At 59.9% G+C, this 18,049-nt stretch carries 17 protein-coding genes and 1 pseudogene; 3 read left to right on the top strand and 15 right to left on the bottom strand.

What is annotated here, in order from left to right; translation table 11 throughout:
- The 13 genes and pseudogenes from FHT82_RS09860 to FHT82_RS09805 form a co-directional block, all read right to left on the bottom strand.
- A partial coding sequence (locus FHT82_RS09860) for a cache domain-containing protein (RefSeq protein WP_183729128.1) occupies positions 1-1,010 on the bottom strand: 1,010 nt, incomplete at its 3' end.
- A 350-nt stretch (positions 1,011-1,360) separates the two neighbouring features.
- Entirely contained in the window at positions 1,361-1,813 is a 453-nt protein-coding gene (locus tag FHT82_RS09855; RefSeq protein ID WP_183729125.1) for a plant virulence effector HPE1-like domain-containing protein, read from the bottom strand.
- Between the two features lie 108 nt (positions 1,814-1,921).
- Positions 1,922-3,193: a phosphoribosylamine--glycine ligase gene (gene purD, locus FHT82_RS09850; RefSeq protein ID WP_183729121.1), complete on the bottom strand. Its 1,272-nt coding sequence runs from the start codon at positions 3,191-3,193 to the stop codon at positions 1,922-1,924.
- A 91-nt stretch (positions 3,194-3,284) separates the two neighbouring features.
- Complete coding sequence (locus FHT82_RS09845) at positions 3,285-5,222, bottom strand: DUF2207 domain-containing protein (RefSeq protein WP_183729118.1); 1,938 nt, start codon at positions 5,220-5,222, stop codon at positions 3,285-3,287.
- Positions 5,223-5,267: 45 nt separating this feature from the next.
- The gene (gene aroA, locus FHT82_RS09840) at positions 5,268-6,539 is read right to left on the bottom strand and encodes a 3-phosphoshikimate 1-carboxyvinyltransferase (RefSeq protein ID WP_183729115.1); all 1,272 of its coding nucleotides are present in this window, start codon (positions 6,537-6,539) and stop codon (positions 5,268-5,270) included.
- Between the two features lie 83 nt (positions 6,540-6,622).
- Positions 6,623-7,174: a LemA family protein gene (locus FHT82_RS09835; RefSeq protein WP_183729112.1), complete on the bottom strand. Its 552-nt coding sequence runs from the start codon at positions 7,172-7,174 to the stop codon at positions 6,623-6,625.
- A gap of 111 nt (positions 7,175-7,285) precedes the next feature.
- Positions 7,286-8,998, bottom strand: coding sequence for a DUF2207 domain-containing protein (locus tag FHT82_RS09830; protein WP_210276722.1), 1,713 nt, complete (start codon positions 8,996-8,998; stop codon positions 7,286-7,288).
- Positions 8,999-9,267: 269 nt separating this feature from the next.
- A pseudogene (locus tag FHT82_RS30665) lies at positions 9,268-9,527 on the bottom strand (hypothetical protein).
- Positions 9,524-10,483: a glycine--tRNA ligase subunit alpha gene (locus FHT82_RS09825; protein ID WP_246698105.1), complete on the bottom strand. Its 960-nt coding sequence runs from the start codon at positions 10,481-10,483 to the stop codon at positions 9,524-9,526. The pseudogene FHT82_RS30665 and the gene FHT82_RS09825 overlap by 4 nt, the downstream one beginning before the upstream one ends.
- 84 nt (positions 10,484-10,567) lie before the next feature.
- Positions 10,568-10,960: a PIN domain-containing protein gene (locus tag FHT82_RS09820; protein WP_183729110.1), complete on the bottom strand. Its 393-nt coding sequence runs from the start codon at positions 10,958-10,960 to the stop codon at positions 10,568-10,570.
- Complete coding sequence (locus tag FHT82_RS09815; protein WP_183729107.1) at positions 10,960-11,190, bottom strand: AbrB/MazE/SpoVT family DNA-binding domain-containing protein; 231 nt, start codon at positions 11,188-11,190, stop codon at positions 10,960-10,962. The genes FHT82_RS09820 and FHT82_RS09815 overlap by 1 nt, the downstream gene beginning before the upstream one ends.
- 60 nt (positions 11,191-11,250) lie before the next feature.
- A complete protein-coding gene (locus tag FHT82_RS09810) occupies positions 11,251-11,442 on the bottom strand; it encodes a hypothetical protein (protein ID WP_183729104.1) in 192 nt (63 codons plus the stop codon).
- Between the two features lie 18 nt (positions 11,443-11,460).
- The gene (locus FHT82_RS09805; protein ID WP_183729101.1) at positions 11,461-12,321 is read right to left on the bottom strand and encodes a S49 family peptidase; all 861 of its coding nucleotides are present in this window, start codon (positions 12,319-12,321) and stop codon (positions 11,461-11,463) included.
- 192 nt (positions 12,322-12,513) lie between these two features.
- Between FHT82_RS09805 and FHT82_RS09800 the strand changes: the two genes are divergently transcribed.
- Entirely contained in the window at positions 12,514-13,857 is a 1,344-nt protein-coding gene (locus FHT82_RS09800) for an Nramp family divalent metal transporter (protein ID WP_183729099.1), read from the top strand.
- A 28-nt stretch (positions 13,858-13,885) separates the two neighbouring features.
- Here the strand turns inward: FHT82_RS09800 and FHT82_RS09795 are convergent, their stop codons facing one another.
- Together FHT82_RS09795 and FHT82_RS09790 are read right to left on the bottom strand one after the other, a co-directional pair.
- Complete coding sequence (locus tag FHT82_RS09795) at positions 13,886-14,662, bottom strand: methyltransferase (RefSeq protein WP_183729096.1); 777 nt, start codon at positions 14,660-14,662, stop codon at positions 13,886-13,888.
- A gap of 4 nt (positions 14,663-14,666) precedes the next feature.
- A complete protein-coding gene (locus tag FHT82_RS09790) occupies positions 14,667-14,894 on the bottom strand; it encodes a DUF2007 domain-containing protein (protein WP_183729093.1) in 228 nt (75 codons plus the stop codon).
- Positions 14,895-15,003: 109 nt separating this feature from the next.
- Here FHT82_RS09790 and FHT82_RS09785 point away from each other — a divergent pair, with 109 nt between their 5' ends.
- Both FHT82_RS09785 and FHT82_RS09780 read left to right on the top strand, forming a co-directional pair.
- Positions 15,004-16,020, top strand: coding sequence for a polyprenyl synthetase family protein (locus tag FHT82_RS09785; RefSeq protein ID WP_183729088.1), 1,017 nt, complete (start codon positions 15,004-15,006; stop codon positions 16,018-16,020).
- A gap of 191 nt (positions 16,021-16,211) precedes the next feature.
- Positions 16,212-18,044, top strand: coding sequence for a tetratricopeptide repeat protein (locus tag FHT82_RS09780; protein WP_183729085.1), 1,833 nt, complete (start codon positions 16,212-16,214; stop codon positions 18,042-18,044).
- The last annotated feature ends 5 nt before the right edge of the window (positions 18,045-18,049 follow it).

Below are 18,049 nucleotides of genomic sequence, written 5' to 3'. Positions count from 1 at the left end.
AGATGCGAGAGCGCATCGTTGAAGTTGTCGCGCAGGGCTGCGTATTTCTGGCCGATGTCGGCGCAACGCACCGTCAGGTCGCCGTGGGCGATCTGTTCCAGAGCCTGGCCGATGGTGCTGACGACACGGGCCTGCAGCGAGGCTTCGTCCTGCTGATGGCGCAGGTTGGTTTCGCGCTCGTTTTCGAGCGCCAGCTGCTGGGCAGCCTCGCGATCCGACATCGCGTGACGCTCCCGGATCTTTTCCTGCAGCGATTGCGTCGCCTTCGCCATCATGCCGACTTCGTTGTTCATGCCCGTATGCGGGATATCAAGCGAGACATTCTCTTCAGCCACAGCCTGCAGAGCGGTATGCACATCCTTCAGCGGACTGGAGATGCCGCGGATGAAATAGGCGGCGGCGCCGATACCGCAGACGAAGACGATCAGCGAGGCGGTCAACGCCTTCCAGATCGTCGCATTGACCTTCTGCTGGAGGTCGTCGAGATAGACGCCGGTGCCGACGACGATCTTCCAAGGTTCGAAGGCCTTGGAATAACCGCCCTTGAGGAAGAGCTGGTCTTCCGGCTGGCCGGGCTTGCTCCAATAGTAGAGGGTACGGCCGCCGCCGGCCTTGCCGCGGTCGACGAGCGCCTGGCTGAATTTCGCGCCTGTCTTGTCGATCTGTCCGCTCATGTCCTTGCCGATATTGGCCGGGCTCGGATGGAAGAGCAGGACGACATTGTAATCGAAGCCGAAGAGATAACCTGATGGCTGGAAGGTAACGCGCTTCAGGACGTCGAAAGCTTCGGCCTGGGCGGCCTCATGCGTCATCTGGCCGGCTTTTTCGCGTTCGTAGAAAGTATTGAGGACGGAGATGCCCGATTCGACCTGCGTGCGAAGCATATCGAAACGCTCATCATAGATCGCCTGCTCGGATGTACGGATCTCAAAATAGGTTGCGACTGCAAATGCAGCCATCAAAACACCAATCAGCGCAAAAAGCTGATGGGCAATCTTGAGCTTCTTCATGATTGACCTCACGGAAAAGGTGAAAAGCAGTATCCCGGATCGGTCAACTTCCGACCTGCGCGCGAAACATCGGGCGCTCAGCTAGCGCAATCATGCGTCCTCCGGTCCCTCGGTAAGTAAAATTAATGTGAATGATTAAATTATCTTTTAACAAAGGCAGAGCTTCTACTCGGCGAGCCTAGTAAAATTGATGGGTATCTTCTTGCAGAATTGCATAAGTTGCAGTTCTTTGTAATTGCAATCAAATAAATTAGAATATTCTTATTTAAAATAGACAAAACGCACCCTGCTTTTCTTCAGGGTGCGTTCGCGACGATCGAAACTTTGATCGGAGTGGCAAGAGGTCTGAATTAGAAACGGAGCTCAAACGCGGAAACGTCGAGAGGTGTGATGCCACCCATACCGGCCGCCACGGGCTTCGCATCGCCGCCGATCACAGCTGCCGTCGCCTCATTGTCGATACCTTCGCTGGGCACCGGCGGGGCCAGTGCAAGCATCTGCTCGGGCGTTGCCTTGCTCACGAAGAGGACGGGGGAACCACCCATCCAGTTTTCGGTGCGATAGATCTTCTTTTCTCCATCGACATCACGGACCTCGGCCTGCTGGAAAGCGCCGGGACGCAGCTCCGGTACCGAATAATCCTTCTTGGAGGCTTCCGTCCGAAGCGGCGGGCAATGGTCGCAGGTCTCAGTAATGATGCTGCCAGCGTCCTTCGGCTTGCTCGGCCCGACCACTTCGATCGAGCCGGCCATGGCGGAACCAGCCGCCAGCAGAAATACTGCACTGAGGAAAATCCGATGCATCAGCCCTACTCCGTCTTATATCGGGAGCCAGATTAGCGCAGCTTTGTTTCCATCCCGTCAGAGGAAAGAGTAAAAATTTAGCGAAGCGAGCCGTTGTCTGGCCGCGCCCTATGCCTTTTCGCGTTCGACCGCGCGCCAGCCGATATCGCGGCGGCAGAAGCCGTTTTCCCATTTCACCCCGTCCAGCAGGGCATAGGCGCGGTCCTTCGCCTCGCCGACCGTGCGACCCGTCGCCGTCACGTTGAGGACGCGGCCGCCGGTGGCGACAAGCGCGCCATCCTTCAGCGATGTGCCGGCGTGAAACACCTTCTCTCCCTCACCGGCTTCCGGCAGCGCGAGGATCGGGGTGTTCTTCTCATAGGCGCCCGGATAGCCTTTCGAGGCCATGACGACGGTCAGCGCCGGATCCTCGGTCCATTCCGCCTCGAGTTGGTCCAGCGTGCCATTGGCACAGGCGAGCAACAGCGGCAGGAGATCGCTTTTGAGCCGCATCATCAGCACCTGGCATTCCGGATCGCCGAAGCGGACATTGTATTCGATGAGTTCCGGCCCCTTGGCGGTGATCATCAGGCCCGCAAAGAAAACCCCGCTGAAGGAATGGCCGCTTTCGGCCATGCCGCGAATGGTCGGCTCGATAATCTCCTTCATCGTGCGCTCGGTCATCTCGGCCGTCATGACGGGTGCCGGCGAATAGGCGCCCATACCGCCGGTATTCGGGCCGGTATCGCCTTCGCCAACGCGCTTGTGGTCTTGTGCGGTTGCCAGCGGCAAAGCGCTCTTTCCGTCGCAAAGGCAGAAGAAGCTCGCTTCCTCGCCATCGAGATAGGCTTCGACGACGACTTCGGCCCCGGCCTCGCCGAAAGCACCTTCGAAACAATCGTCCACAGCGGCCAATGCCTCGTCCAGTGTCATGGCAACGGTGACACCCTTGCCCGCGGCAAGACCATCGGCCTTGACGACGATCGGCGCGCCCTGTTCACGGATATAGGCCTTGGCCTTTGGCGCGTTGTTGAAACGCTGATAGGCACCGGTCGGAATGTCGTAGCGGGCGCAGATATCCTTGGTGAAGCCCTTGGAGCCTTCGAGCTGAGCAGCGGCGGCCGACGGGCCGAAGACGGCAAAGCCTGCGGCGCGCAGCCTATCGGCGATGCCGGCAACCAGCGGAGCTTCCGGTCCGACGACGACGAAATCGATCGCCTTTTCGCGGCAGAAGGCGACGACCGCATCGTGGTCATCGATATCGACCGCAACCAGTGTCGCATGTTCGGCGATGCCGGGGTTGCCGGGCGCGGCGTAGAATTCCGTCATCAGCGGCGATTGCGCCAGCTTCCAGGCGAGTGCGTGCTCGCGTCCGCCCGATCCGATCAACAGAACCTTCATGCCTGATCCCTTTCCTACTGGTCTGGCCTATTGGCCGGGCCTGTTGGTCTGGCGGTTAAGCGGGAAGGCCCGAAAGGTCAAGCGGGAAAGCTCACCAGCCCCCGCCTCCGCCACCACCGCCGCCTCCGCCAGACGAGCCGCCGCCGGAAAAACCCGAGGACGAACTGGAGGGCGGCGGTGACGGAATGGTGGAGGCAATCGTCGAGGCCATCGATGAGGAGAAGCCGCCGATGCGATCGGAAAAACTGCCGCTGTTGAAATTGCCGGAATACCAGCCAGGATTATAGGCAGCCGCGGCCGCCCCTGCGGAAGCCGCAGCCAGCCAAGTCTCGAAGGTGCGCGACCAGGGCTTTTCGACACCGAGCGCCACGGCATAGGGCAACAGGGTTTCGAAATGCTGCGGCGACATTTGCGGTGCGCCCGCCATGTTCATGCGGTCTTTTTCGGCGAGCGTCAGATATTGCCGCAGGCCATCGACACCGGCCGTCATCTTGGCGCCAAGCGGCGTCGGCGCCCCCATGATGAAGAAATAGAGGATATTGAAGAGCACGATGCCGCCGACCGCAAAGAGCATGGGCGTTTCGTGGAATTCCATCAGCGAAGAGCCGAGCGCCAGCACGACGGCCGAGAGAATGCTTAAGCCCACAAAAACGGCGATCGCAATGGCAATGACCGCGAAAATCTTGCTCACAAGCGAACGGCCGCTATGCAGCGCCTTCGCAAAACCCGCCACGAAGACGGACAGGAAAACGGAAATGCCGATGGGGATGATCATCAGCACGATCGTATCCGGCTCCAGCGAGCCGAAGACGAAGAGCGCTACCAGGGCCGCGGCGCTCAAGATCACGCCGCCAGTGATATAACCGGCATTGGAATTGTAATATTTGCCGCGATGCTCCCGTTCGATCGAAGACCGGAAGCTCTGCCCGACGGATTTGACCTTTTCGCCGTTGGCCTTGTCGATCGTGAGCGTATCGCCGCTGCCGCCGACGGCCTTCAGGAGTTCCGCCTCGCCAACCTGGAACTTCTCCCTGCCGAGCGGCTTGTCGGTGCGGCGGATGATGATGGAGTCCTTGAGATCTTCCAGCCTGACGTAACCACGCACGGCAAGATCGAGCGCCGTGGCCGAAAGTGCCGTCCAGCCCTGGCCGGAAAAGCCTCTGTTGTCGATGTAATTGACGAGGGCCGGAGAGATACCAGAGGGCGGATCCCAGCGCGGTACGACGATCTCACGCGCCGGATCGCGGCCAACCTTCAGCCAGGAGCGCGTGTAATAGAGGAAGACGAGGATAAGACCGCCGAAACCGATGAAATAGTTCCTGTTATCGCTGAACCACCAGCTGCTTTCCTGATCCGCGCTCGGCGGATCGATCCCACCTTTCGGCAGTTTCGCCGCAAAGGTCAGTCCCTCCTCCTCGCCGAGGGGAGCGGTGGTTGCAACGACCAGTCGGCCGTCGTCCACGTTCGCTCGCGCATTCTTGCCGGTGGCACCGACGGGGCCAGTGAAGACGGTGACATCTTCCGGCACGACGCCCTGCGGAAAGGTGACCGTCACTACTGCCGAGCGGATCGGAAAAATCCAGCCGTTGCCGGTGACGTTCCAATAAAGCTCGTCATGATCGTCGAAGTAACGGATCTGGCGGTTCGTTTTATAGGTGAAGACATATTGGTGGCGGCCGGGAGAGATCGTCACGTCTTCGGAGCCGGCATAGATGCGGATACCGCCGCTGACGGACTCCGTATGCCAGGGCTCGTCCCTGCCGTCGCGCTTGACCGAGACGACGCTGAAATCGACGCTGCGGCGTCGTCCGCCCGCATCCCTGAAGGTCAGCGGAAAATCGCGGAAGATGCCTCGCCGGATGCGATTGCCTTCGGCATTGACGGTGATCGTTTCCGCCACCGTCATCGCTCCGCTCTTTTCCAACTGGATGGCGGAATCGAAGGAGGCGATGAATTCGGCGCCTATGGCTGCCCGCGCCGTCAGCATCAGCAATAGCGCGAAGCAAATGCCGATAAACCGCTGGACCATGTCCCCTCCCCCGATTGCGGTTCAGCCTATGGCGTCTCGCGATCCCTAGGCCTCGTCTTTGTAGGCTACCCCCAGCCCCGCAAGCGTGCGCCAGTAAGCCGGGAAGGTCTTGCCGACGCAGTCAGGGTCGAGAATCGTGATGCCATCGATCTTCAGGCCGGCAAGCGCAAAACTCATGGCGATGCGATGGTCGGCAAAGGTGTCGATCTCGGCCGGCAGCGTCTGACCCGCGAGATCGGGATCGGAATGGACGATCAGATCGTCACCTTCCTCGACTGCCAGACCTTCGCGGATATTGTTGAGCCCCGTCGACACGGCACGAATACGGTCGCATTCCTTGACGCGCAGGTTGGCGATGCCGACGAAGCGGACCGGCGTCTCGTTGAAAGCGGCGAGAACGGCGATCGTCGGCACAGCGTCCTGCATCTGCGAACCGTCTATTTCGGCCGGCAGATGCGGGAACTTGGCGATCGTCTCATAAGCCTTGGCATCCGGCTGGGTGAAGGCATCGTTCGCCACGCCAAGGTCGATCTTGCCGCCGCTCAAAACTTCGGCCGCCCAGAGATAAGTCGCTGCGGATGCATCCGGCTCGATGACGAAATCGGCTGCTGTATAGCCGGTCGGCTGGACACGCCAGGTCGCCGCATCGAGCTGTTCCACCTTGGCGCCGAAGGCTTCCATGGCGGCAAGTGTCAGATCGACATAACCGCGGGCGCCGATATCGGTACCGGCAAGCGCAATCGTGACAGGCGCATTGGCGCCTTGCTTAGCAAGCGGTGCCGCCATCAGAAGCGCGGATACATACTGGCTCGACAGCCCCGCATCGATCTCAACACGGCCCGAAGCGAAATGTCCGTTGCCGCGCACGGTCACCGGCGGGCAGCCGGTCGGCGCCTCCGCATCAAGTCCAAGTGACTTCAGCGCTGCAACCAGCGGGCCGATCGGCCGCTTGCGCATATGCTCGTCGCCATCGACCACCACCGTGCCTTCGACGGAGGCGACGGCAGCCGTCAGGAAACGCGTCGCCGTGCCGGCATTGCCGAGGAAGAGCGGCGCTTTCGGCTGATGAAGCTTACCACTGCCGGTCACGACGAAGGTCGTCTCATCGGGCTCGTCGATCTGCACACCCATGGCCCTGAGCGCCTCGGCCATATATTTCGTGTCGTCGCTCTTCAGCGCGCCGGTCAGCCGGCTCGTGCCCTTGGCAAGGCCTGCCAGCAGCAGCGCACGATTGGTGATCGACTTCGAGCCCGGCGGCACGGCACGACCGGCCAGCGGCTTGCCCGGCGGGATGATGGTGAGCTTGGCTTTACTCATTGCGCTTGTCTCTTCTGTCGATTGCAGCGGCCGTGGACGGCCTTGTCGGACTGCTCATAGCAGTTTTTGCGCAAAGACAAAGGTCAGAACTTGACCGTCGGTACGGCGCGGTCCGCCTCGTTGGCGATTTCGAAATATTCGCGCTTGGAGAAGCCGAACTGGCCGGCGACGAGGTTCGACGGGAAGCTCTCGACCTTGACGTTCAGATCGCGGGCAGCGCCATTGTAATAGCGCCGCGCCATCTGGATTTCGCTTTCCATCGTTTCCAGCGAGGCCTGAAGCTCGGAGAAATTCTGGTTGGCCTTGAGATCGGGATAGGCTTCGGCGAGCGCCAACACACGGCCGAGCGCCTGGCCGAGCAGACCTTCCGCCTGCGCCCTGCCGGCCACATCGCCAGCGGGAACGGCCTGCGCCTTGTTCCTGAGTTCGACGACCTCTTCGAGCGTGTTTTTCTCGTGGGCGGCATAGCCTTTAACCGTCTCGATCAGGTTCGGGATCAGGTCCGCGCGGCGCTTGAGCTGGACGTCGATGCCCGACCAGGCTTCCTCCGCCATCTGCCGGGAGCGTACCAGGCCGTTGTAGATGAAGACGACGTAGAGTGCGATGACGACGAGAATAGCGAGTATCACGTACATGCAGATGGGCTCCCCGATTTGATGATCGCACGTTAGTGATTCGGGTTGGGAAAGTCATCTCGGCGCGGACGTCTTCGCGGAATTCAAGCAGACTTCGAATTCACAATGTCTCTAAGAACTGATCCGCCAATCCGGAGCATAGGCATCCATCTTTTGGCTCTCTCGCCACAGATTGAAGCGTTCGGTCCAGCGTTGCTCGACATCAAGCGCAACCGCGAACGGGAGATAGTGCTCGTAGCATTCGACCGACATTGCCGGGCCATCCATCTCGCCGTTGAGATAACGACTCAAATTTAGAATGTTGTTGCGGATCCGCCGCTGCTTCGACGTTGGCATGCGCAACATCGCCAAAACCGCAATGATGCCGGCAATGTGCAGCAAGATCGCCATCAGATACGGCCACTGTTCGCTGATCACCTCAGTCGTGCCGATATAAACAAGTGCAACAATCACCATCACCGGAAGACCCACCATCAAACCAAGCGCCTGCTTGAACTGCTCGGCGGTGCCGGTTGCCACAGGAAACCGCTCAGGATGGCGGAATATGGTTACAACCACAAAAACAATCAACAATAACCCTGAGATGGCGGCGGAATAGCGCAAAAGACCGGTAAAATAGGCGACGGCAACGCCAAGGGCCAGAATGATAGCCGCAGTTGCCAGCCGTGTTCGATCAACACCGCCTCTGATTTTCCGATATTCCTCAGCGACGATCTGATGCAAGTCACGTTCGAAACCGTACAGGGCATTTACGACTGTCCGCCGGTCATTGACAGGCCGTTCCCCTTCAATTCGGCCAAATACCGAACGCGTCACAGCTGGAAGACCGTACCATCTGGCGCGCGCCACCTTACCCTTCTTCCGCACCTGTCTGGCAGACAAATCCGAAGCTTCGCAATCCTCGCCGAGGCCAGAAAGGCGAAGCATTCTTTTCATTGCGAGATGGCAGGCAGACGCCATGAAGGCCGCCTTTGCAGCACCGGGCTTCCAGTCCAAGAATAAATAGGCGGCTAGAGCAGGCGATATGCTCTCCGTCTCCTTGCTATCGACAGCAATCGAACATGCAGGCAATCGCCAGCCCCGCCACCTATTGAGGATAAACAGACCGGCGATGAGCAGTCCCGAAATGCTGATGAATGGGAGAAAGTGATCGGAGAGCCACCACTCTACCCGCTTGCCACTCGTTACGGTCACAAAGGTCCCAGCGGGATATTCGACCTCGATGTTAGGTAGGACTCGGTCCCCTTTACCTGCTGGAATAGACACCTGGATCTCATTCGGTGCGCTCCTCACCACGTCATAGGCCGCCGTCCGATCCTGTTGCGAAGGGCGCAACGTTCCCCCTGGCGGCAGCTTCAGAGTCAGCGTTTTTTTGGCACCCTGGCCGTGCACGCGGCCCATATAGGCAGGCAGGAAGAGAACCTCGCGGCCGCCTTCCTGACGAACCAGGCGTCCGAGCCAGTAAACGATCTGGATCTTTGTAAGACCGGTGGGCAGATCTGCAGAGCAGTTTTTGCAGTGCTCCGCTCCGATGTAGATCGAGTAGCCCGGTACGTTGTTTTCCCGGGAAAAGTATTCGTCGCGTCCGTCGCGCCGGGCTGCGGCCAATTGGAAATCTCGCCAGTGAACACCCCCTGACGCATCCGTGAAACGTTGAGGGATATCGACGTAGACGCCGCCGTAATTTTCTGCCTTTTTTACTGCGATGTCGAAGAACTCCGACACGAAGCCAGTGCCGTCGGTGTAGACTTCAACCGTACTGTTTGCCGACTGGACCGTGAACTCCTTGTCAAAATCGCTGCACGACGTCAGAACGACCAGCATGGCGCATAAGATGGGCCATGCTAAAAGACGCAACACCTTGGCGGCGAAATTCTCATCTGAAAATTTAAAGTAAAGAATATCGTTCTTCAAAAAGAGATACCGAAGCTTACGTTGTCACAACAGCTGACAACGTAGTGGTGTTTTACGCAATACAAAAGAAGGTTGGCCCTGAAGCGACGGGAATTTTCGAGTCGCTCGTCAGTTGACGCCGCCAGCACGGCAAGGTTTCGCGGAAATCTTCGGGCAACGACGCAGGATCTCGGCTGTCGTCAACCACTGATATGCGCGAGAATTCGAGCCGCCGTCCGCTCCGGCGAAAGGTCCGTCGTATCGATTTCGACCGTGTGTTCAGCCAGCCCGCGCAGCAATTTATAGGTTGCCCGGAGCTGCTGCAGCCTCGCCGTATCCGTCAGCTTGAGCGCCTCGGATCGGCGATGAGCCGCGCGCCCAAGCTTTTCGCCAGCAAGCGGCCGACAGTCAACTTCCCGGTGCCTTGCCAGACGATACGGCTAGCAGGCTTTTGCGTCATGCCGCCTCGCTGTTCAGGTTGACGCCGCCGGCATCAGTCAGCAGGAAGGCTTCGCCGCAGGCTTTGGCGAGCGTGCGCACGCGCAGGATGTAGCTCTGGCGTTCGGTCACGGAGATAACACCGCGGGCATCGAGCAGGTTGAAGACGTGGCTGGCCTTGATGCATTGGTCGTAGGCCGGGAAGACGCATTTGTGCAGGCGCTGGTTGGCATTGTCGCCCGGCGCGCCGGCGGCGAGCAGCGCCTGGCATTCCTTCTCGGCATCGATGAAATGGCGATGCAGCATCTCGGTATTGGCGAATTCGAAATTATGGCGGGAATATTCCTGCTCGGCCTGCAGGAAGACATCGCCATAGCTGATCTTCTCGTCGCCTTCGCGGCCATTGAAGTTCAGGTCGTAGACGTTGTCGACGCCCTGCACATACATGGCGAGGCGCTCGAGACCGTAGGTCAGTTCACCCGCAACCGGCGAGCATTCGATGCCGCAGATCTGCTGGAAATAGGTGAACTGCGAGACTTCCATGCCGTCGCACCAGCATTCCCAACCAAGGCCCCAGGCACCGAGCGTCGGGCTTTCCCAATCGTCCTCGACGAAGCGGATATCGTGCAGCAGCGGATCGAGGCCGATGGCGGCGAGCGATCCGAGATAAAGCTCCTGCAGGTTCGGCGGGTTCGGCTTCAGGATGACCTGGTACTGGTAATAATGCTGCAGGCGGTTCGGGTTCTCGCCGTAGCGGCCGTCGGAGGGACGACGGGACGGCTGGACATAGGCTGCCTTCCACGGCTTCGGGCCGAGCGCGCGCAACGTAGTGGCCGGGTGGAAGGTGCCGGCGCCGACTTCCATGTCATAGGGCTGCAGAACCGCACAACCCTTGTCCGCCCAGTAATTATGCAGGGTCAGGATCAGCGCCTGGAAGGAGCGCTTGGGGTTCATGTGATCGGGAATGGCAGCAGACATGGGACGGTACCGGTTGCTTGGAATATGAGCGCGACAGGTGCCACGGAGGGCGACAGGGGTCAAGGGCCTCGCCGTCCGAGTACGCTACAGAAACGGATTGACGATCGTCAGTTGCTTTTCGACAATCAATCCGGCCTGCATGTCTTCGGAATAGAGTTGGTCGCAACCGGCCCTGAGAGCGGCAGCGACAATCAGGGCGTCATAGAATGAAAAGCGATAATGGTCGGCAAGATCGAGCGCGGCGATGGTAAGATCGTCATCCAGCGCCACAACTGCTGACACCAATATTAGAATGCTTCCCACCGCCTCCCGAATTTCGGACCATGACATAGCCAGCTTCTTGCGGCCGATATTGGCAAACTCGTTCAGTACCTGAGCGCTGATGACCGGCGAAGCGGCGAGCAATGCTTGCGCCTTATCCGACCGAACGTCATCGCTGAACGCATAGACCACGATGTTTGTGTCTATAAAAGGCATCAGCGAGCGTTTGCTTCGTCGCGATCAAACTTCCAGTCCGGCGGCAGCTTGCGCCTGAAGCGTCTAATTCTTTCCAATGCCCTTTCGCGGCTATCGTCCCTCTTTATTTCGAAGGCATTGTCCTCGGCGATGCGTACGACGACATCGTCGCCTTCCTTCAGCCCCAGAGCATCGGCAACTTTCGCAGGGATGCGGACCGCCAGGCTATTTCCCCATTTTGCGACTTGCATGGTCACCTCAGGATATACTTTTATTTATGTATATCATTATGCTGTCTTCCAAGGAAGCTTCTATTCGTCTTCCCGCTTGAGGCGATATTCACCCGTCGCCGGGTCCTTCACCAGCGTGCCGATAGCTCCGGTCTGCCGCTCCTTCTCGGCGCGGCGGGATTTTTCAGCAAGCTTCCGCGCATCAGAGACGAAGCGGCGATACAGCCACCAGCCCACGCAGACGAGGATCAATAACGTGATAAGCTGTGCCATGTCCCCTCGTTTCTCCCGTCAAAGCCCGTAACGGCTCCACAATGCTCTTTCCTCAGCCGCTTCGACAAGCCCCGATGCGAGGCCTGATGCCGCGCTTTCGAGCGAGACCGGCGAGATACCGGGAATACGGCGGCCGAGCAGGCCGCGAGTGGCCGTAACGAGCTGCAGCTTCGTCTTCGGGCCATAGCGTTTCTTCAGTTCCTGGCGCATGTCGCCGAGCCCATCGATGAGGCCGAGCTCCAGGCCGCGCGTGCCGCTCCAGAAGAGGCCGGAAAAGACGGTCGTATCATCCGTCAGCTTGCCGGTGCGCCGCTCGCGCACCATGGAGATGAAGACCTGGTGGATCTCGAGCTGCAGGCTCTTCAGATATTCGATGTCCTTTTCCTTCTCGGGCTGGAAGGGGTCGAGGATCACCTTATTTTCACCGGCCGTATAGACGCGACGTTCCACGCCAATCTTCTTCAATAGTTCCGGAAAACCGAAACCGCCCGAGACGACACCGATCGAGCCGACGATGGACGTCGGGTCGGCGATGATCTCATCGCCCGCCAGCGCGATCATGTAGCCGCCGGACGCCGCGACATCTTCCACGAAGACCAACACCTTCTTCTGCTTTTCGCGCGCAAGTTCGCGGATGCGCGTGAAGATGAGGCGGGACTGGACAGGCGAGCCGCCGGGCGAATTGATGGAGATGGCAACGGCGGGCGTGTCCTTCACGGAGAAGGCCTTCTCCAGAACCGGCGCGACATTGGCGAGATTGAGGGTCGGGCGGAATTGGCCGCCACCACTGATGATCGCGCCCTGCAGCCTGACGACGGGGATGACGATCCCGTCCCCGCGAAACCGCTTCGGCATCAGCTTTCTCAGAAATCCAGCCATTTCTCTTCCTTCACCATGATCGGCAGCGCCAGCATGCATATGCACATTACAAGGGCATTGCATGTATGCGCTGCAGCGACAAACGCAATGGCTACGTTTCCAAAACGTCGTTCTCCGATTCCTTATTGCGAATGACTTGCATTGTCATTCTAATCAGGCATAGTGCCGGCCTGGCAAACAGGTGAGAATGGCATGGACATTATAAATCCGAATGCAAAGGGCGGCTGGCGGACCGAGCGCGGGGAAGCTTCACTCTCCGACGTCTACCGTACGGTTGGTACGGGGCGGCACAGCTCCACGTGGCGGCGCGCGGCAGCCTTCCTCGGCCCGGGCTACATGGTTGCGGTCGGCTACATGGACCCCGGCAACTGGGCGACCTCGCTCGCCGGCGGATCGAAGTTCGGCTATGCGCTGCTGACCGTCGCACTGCTTTCGAACATCATGGCAATCGTGCTGCAATCGCTTTGCGCGCGTCTTGCGATCGGCTCCGGCCGCGACCTGGCGCAGGCCTGCCGCGATGCCTATCCGAGTTATGTCGCAGTACCGCTCTGGGCCTTTGCCGAAATCGCCATCATCGCCACCGATATTGCCGAGGTGATCGGCACTGCGATCGGCCTCAATCTGCTTTTCGGCATTCCGCTCGAAATCGGCGTGCTGATCACAGCACTCGACGTCTTCGTCATCCTTCTGCTGCAGAGGCTCGGCTTCCGCTGGATGGAGGCCTTCATCATCACGCTGCTCGGCGTCATCGCGATCTGCTTTGGGATCCAGATCTTCCTTGCCGACCCGCAATGGGGCGCCGTCATCAAGGGCTTCTTCCCCACGACCGAGGTCGTCACCAATCCGGAAATGCTCTACCTGGCGCTCGGTATTCTCGGCGCGACCGTGATGCCGCACAATCTTTACCTTCACTCCGGCATCGTGCAGACGCGCTCCTACGGCCATACCGTGCCGGAGAAGAAGGAAGCGCTGACCTTTGCGACGCTAGACTCCACCGTGGCTCTCTGCTTCGCACTCCTGATCAACGCCTCGATCCTGATCCTTGCCGCGGCCGCCTTCAATGCCAACGGCAAGACAGACGTGGTGGAACTTGGTGAGGCGCATTCGCTGCTGTCGCCGCTGCTCGGCCTTGCGATTGCGCCGACCCTCTTCGGCATTGCGCTGCTCTGCTGCGGCCTGAACTCCACGGTCACCGCCACGCTTGCCGGGCAGATCGTCATGGAAGGCTTCCTGAAAATCCGGCTGAAGCCGTGGGTGCGGCGCCTGATCACCCGCGCCATCGCGATCGTTCCCGCGGCTTTCGTGACGATCTGGTATGGCGATCAAGGCACGGCGGAACTGCTGATCCTGACCCAGGTGGTGCTCAGCCTGCAGCTTTCCTTCGCCGTCTTCCCGCTCGTCATGTTCACAGCCAGCAGGGCGAAAATGGGCGAGCTGGTGGCGCCGAAGTGGCTCAGCGCCGTCGCCTATGTAGTTGCCGTGGTGATTGCCGGCCTCAACGTCAAGCTGCTCCTCGACTTCGTGACTGGCGGCTAGGATTTGCTCTCATGCAAATTCAGTTGATTTAAAGCCTGGCATAGGCCGCACGGCCATTGTTGAAATCATCGACGAGAGGGGAGAACTTATGGCTCCCCTCTTCGTGCATGATAAGGGGAGCGCGAAGCGAAAGCCTTGCCCGCGAGCCCTTGATCGCCGTCACGAGGACGCGGACGGCATTTTCTCCTTCACGCGGATGGATGGCAGTGATCTCGATGCCGCCGAAGCGCTTGCCGCAGGCATCAATGATCTCGGCGATCGATTGCGGCCTCGCGATCAGCGACAATTGTCCGCCCGGTATCATGATGGCGCCGGCCGTGCGAACCCAGCGTTCGAACAGGCCATCGGTCATGGCATGCGCCTCGGCCTTCAGCGCATCCGGCGTCCTGCGATCGCCGGCATCGTTGAACGGCGGGTTCATAATAACGTGATCGAAGCTCTCGTCGATCAGGCCCGCGTCATTGCGTGCCTTGGCCGTCAGCGTGACATCGGCCTCGATGACCGAGACGCGGCCCGCCATATGGGCGTTGTCAGGCAGGTCGATGCTGCGGCGGGCGTAGTTTGCCATCTCGGCCGATCGCTCGAATAGCACGACCTCAGCCTTCGGAAGGCGGGACGCGACGGCAAGACCCGCCGCACCTGCACCAGCACCGAGATCGGCCACTTTTATTGGGCGATCATCGGCGACGAGGGCAGCCAGCAGCATGGCATCCATGCCGGCACGATGCCCCCTGCCCTTCGGCTGGACGATATGGAAGAGGCCGCGATGGAAGGCGTCTATGGTGTCAGCCACGGCCTGCGTCATTTTTTCACTTCCGCTCCCGAAGCTCGGCCCCGAGGCCGGCATCGGTCAAGATGCGCCGAGCTTGATCGGCCATCGCCTCGTCTACCAGCAGGCGGCGCGGCAGCATGCCGAGCGAGCCCTCCAGCACGCTCATGCCCTGATCTGCGATGAAGCACGCAATTCCCGCATCCTTCATGAGGCTCTCGGCAAATGAGAGCAGAACGGGATCGTTTGCGCGGATAAGCTCATGCATTTGCCGTCATTTTCCCTTCCGAATTTGCTGGCAGCGACAATTCACCCCTTGCCGCCTCCATCGCCCCTTTCTATTGTCAAAGGCAACGAATGAACAGGAGTCCGGGTCGTTGGGCGTGGTCATACCGCTTGAAGAAAACAAAAACAAACTGGCTTCCATAAAGCCGCTGGTGGACCTCACCAAGGCTGACATGGAGCGGGTGAACCAGCTTATCCTTTCCAAGGCCGGCTCCGATGTCCAGATGATTCCGGAGGTGGCGAACCATCTCATCTCCTCCGGCGGCAAGCGCCTGCGGCCGATGCTGACGCTCGCCGCGGCCTCGCTCTTCGGCTACCGGGGCGAGAACCACATCAAACTCGCGACCTCGGTCGAGTTCATGCATACAGCGACGCTGCTGCATGACGACGTGGTGGACGAAAGCGACCTGCGCCGCGGCAAGTCGACCGCTCGCACGATCTGGGGCAATCAGGCAAGCGTTCTCGTCGGTGACTTCCTGCTCGGTCAGGCCTTCCGCATGATGGTGGAGGTCGGCTCGCTGGAGGCGCTCGACGTGCTTTCCTCTGCAGCTTGCGTCATCGCCGAGGGTGAAGTGCTGCAGCTTTCCGTCGCAAAGAATATGGAAACGACCGAGGACGACTACCTCTCCGTCATCCGCGCCAAGACGGCAGCACTCTTTGCCGCCGCCGCCGAAGTCGGACCGATCGTTGCCGAGACCAACAAGTCCGGCCGCAATGCGCTGAAATCTTACGGCATGAATCTCGGCCTCGCCTTTCAGCTCGTCGACGATGCGCTCGACTACGGCGGCAAGGCTGCCGATCTCGGCAAGAATGTCGGGGATGATTTCCGCGAGGGCAAGATTACCCTGCCGATCATCCTCGCCTATCGCCGCGGCACGCAGGACGAACGTGCTTTCTGGCGCGATGCGATCGAAGGCGGCAACAGCAGCGATGCCAATCTGGAAAAGGCGCTTGGCCTGATCACCAAATATGGCACGCTGAACGACACGATCCAGCGGGCGGTCCACTATGGAACGATTGCGCGGGACGCGCTCGCGCCGCTGCCGGACAGCCTCTGGAAATCAGCCCTGATGGAAGTCATCGACTTCTGCATCGAGCGCGTGAACTAAGGCGTGTCGCGATCTTAGGCACAAAGCCGCCCGCACAGCTTTGGGCGGCGCGCGCCGATCAAACGTCCTTGAACGTGGGCTGAATTTCTTGCAGGGCCGCTTCAAAAAAGCCATCCTGTTGTGAATCAGTGTTTGCAACTGATTTTGCGGTCGGCGCGTCGTTCCGGCCGTTCCTGAAGAAAGGTTTTCTAATGCGGCAGAGATTTGTCACCCGTCTCCTTTCGAGCGCAGCCCTGGCGGCGGTCCTTTCGCTCGGTGGGATCGGCGGCGTGAGCGCCGAAGACGCGGCCAAGGCAGATGACGCCAGCAAAACCGTGACCTTCGATCCGGACAGCGTTTCCACGTTCTCGGGCGCGTTCCTTGCTGCCCGCACAGCCGATGTGGATCACGACTATCCGACCGCAATCGAGCTCTACAAGAAGGCCCTGCAGATCGAGCCGGGCAATCCGGAAATTCGCCAGCGCCTGATGATTTCGCTGCTGCTCAATGGCGACATCAAGGACGGCGTGAAATATGCCAACGACCTGAAAGGCGATCCGACCGTCGAGCGTATCACCACGATCGTGCGCGGCATGGATGCGATGCGCCGCGGCGAATTCAAGACCGCGGAATCGATCCTGAAATATGACGGGCCGAACGATCTCGACCGCATGATGAACGATCTTCTGCTTGCCTGGGCGCGCGTCGGTGCCGGCCGCGGTAAGGAAGGGCTCGCCATGGTCGAGAAGATGAAGGGACCTGATTGGGTCCGCATCTTCCAGAATTACAATGCCGGTGCGATCGCCATCGTCAACGGCGACGTCAAATCCGCCCGCCGGCATCTCAACGATGCTGTGCTGGACAAGGAAGGCGGAGCGACTGCCCCTGATACGTTCATGCGCGCCATCATGGCGCTCGCCCGCCTCGAAGCCTCGCAGGGCAACAGGCAGAAGGCGCTCGACGCCGTCTCGGTCGGCGACAACCTGCTGCCGAACTACGCCCCCCTGAACGCGCTGCGCGACAGCATAGAGAAGGGCGAAAAGCAGGAACAGCAGGTCAAGAGCGCCGAAGAAGGGGCTGCCGGCGTGCTCTTCTCTGTCGGCGGCGCGCTGAACCGTGACGGCGCCGAAGACATTGTCTCGCTCTATCTGCAGACCGCCAACGCGCTCGATCCGAACAGCGCCGATACGCTGGTGCTGCTCGGCGGCATTGCCGAAAAGCAGAACCAGATGGACCGCGCGATCGCGCTTTACCAGAAAGTGCCGGCGAATTCGCCGATGCGCCGCATTTCCGAATTACAGCTGGGCCTGGCGCTCGCCCAGGGCGGCAAGGTAGACGAGGCCCGCAAGCACCTGCAGGCGTTGATCACGTCTGACCCGAAGGATGTCAGAAGCTATCTCGCCTATGGCAGCGTGCTTTCCGACGCCAAGGACTATCAGGCGATGGCCGATAATTACGACAAGGCTGTCGACGTGATCGGGCCGTTGCCGGGCCGCGCAGACTGGAGCGTCTTCTTCCAGCGCGGCATCGCCTATGAGCGGCTGAAGAAATGGGATCAGGCGGAACCTAACTTCCGCAAGGCGCTCGACCTCAATCCGAACCAGCCGCAGGTTCTGAACTATCTCGGCTATTCCTGGATCGACATGAACCGCAACCTCGACGAAGGCCTTGAGATGATCAAGAAAGCCGTTGAGCTGCGTCCTGACGACGGCTACATCATCGATTCGCTCGGCTGGGCCTACTTCCGCCTCAACCGTTACAACGATGCTGTCGACGAGTTGGAACGTGCGGCGCAGATCAAGGCTGGCGACGCGACAATCAACGACCACCTCGGCGATGCCTACTGGCGCGTGGGCCGCAAGCTGGAAGCCGTCTATCAGTGGAACCGGGCGCTTGCCTCCGAACCCGAGGAAGCTCAGATCCCGAAGATCAAGGAAAAGGTCGCCAACGGCTTGCCTGCACAGGATGACGACTCCAAGACCGTCGACAAGAAGCAGCCGGACCCGCAGCCGGTGACGCCGCCGCCGGTCGACAAGAAATCCTGACGCCG

The sequence above is a fragment of the Rhizobium sp. BK275 genome (assembly GCF_014193555.1).
GTDB lineage: Bacteria > Pseudomonadota > Alphaproteobacteria > Rhizobiales > Rhizobiaceae > Rhizobium.
This window is presented reverse-complemented; position numbering and strand designations above follow the sequence as displayed.

Coding starts and splice junctions, on each gene's coding strand:
- FHT82_RS09855 (WP_183729125.1), bottom strand. CDS start 1,813: ATGCATCGGATTTTCCTCAGTGCAGTATTTCTGCTGGCGGCTGGTTCC.
- purD (WP_183729121.1), bottom strand. CDS start 3,193: ATGAAGGTTCTGTTGATCGGATCGGGCGGACGCGAGCACGCACTCGCC.
- FHT82_RS09845 (WP_183729118.1), bottom strand. CDS start 5,222: ATGGTCCAGCGGTTTATCGGCATTTGCTTCGCGCTATTGCTGATGCTG.
- aroA (WP_183729115.1), bottom strand. CDS start 6,539: ATGAGTAAAGCCAAGCTCACCATCATCCCGCCGGGCAAGCCGCTGGCC.
- FHT82_RS09835 (WP_183729112.1), bottom strand. CDS start 7,174: ATGTACGTGATACTCGCTATTCTCGTCGTCATCGCACTCTACGTCGTC.
- FHT82_RS09830 (WP_210276722.1), bottom strand. CDS start 8,998: ATGCTGGTCGTTCTGACGTCGTGCAGCGATTTTGACAAGGAGTTCACG.
- FHT82_RS09825 (WP_246698105.1), bottom strand. CDS start 10,483: ATGTCTGCTGCCATTCCCGATCACATGAACCCCAAGCGCTCCTTCCAG.
- FHT82_RS09820 (WP_183729110.1), bottom strand. CDS start 10,960: ATGCCTTTTATAGACACAAACATCGTGGTCTATGCGTTCAGCGATGAC.
- FHT82_RS09815 (WP_183729107.1), bottom strand. CDS start 11,190: ATGCAAGTCGCAAAATGGGGAAATAGCCTGGCGGTCCGCATCCCTGCG.
- FHT82_RS09810 (WP_183729104.1), bottom strand. CDS start 11,442: ATGGCACAGCTTATCACGTTATTGATCCTCGTCTGCGTGGGCTGGTGG.
- FHT82_RS09805 (WP_183729101.1), bottom strand. CDS start 12,321: ATGGCTGGATTTCTGAGAAAGCTGATGCCGAAGCGGTTTCGCGGGGAC.
- FHT82_RS09800 (WP_183729099.1), top strand. CDS start 12,514: ATGGACATTATAAATCCGAATGCAAAGGGCGGCTGGCGGACCGAGCGC.
- FHT82_RS09795 (WP_183729096.1), bottom strand. CDS start 14,662: ATGACGCAGGCCGTGGCTGACACCATAGACGCCTTCCATCGCGGCCTC.
- FHT82_RS09790 (WP_183729093.1), bottom strand. CDS start 14,894: ATGCATGAGCTTATCCGCGCAAACGATCCCGTTCTGCTCTCATTTGCC.
- FHT82_RS09780 (WP_183729085.1), top strand. CDS start 16,212: ATGCGGCAGAGATTTGTCACCCGTCTCCTTTCGAGCGCAGCCCTGGCG.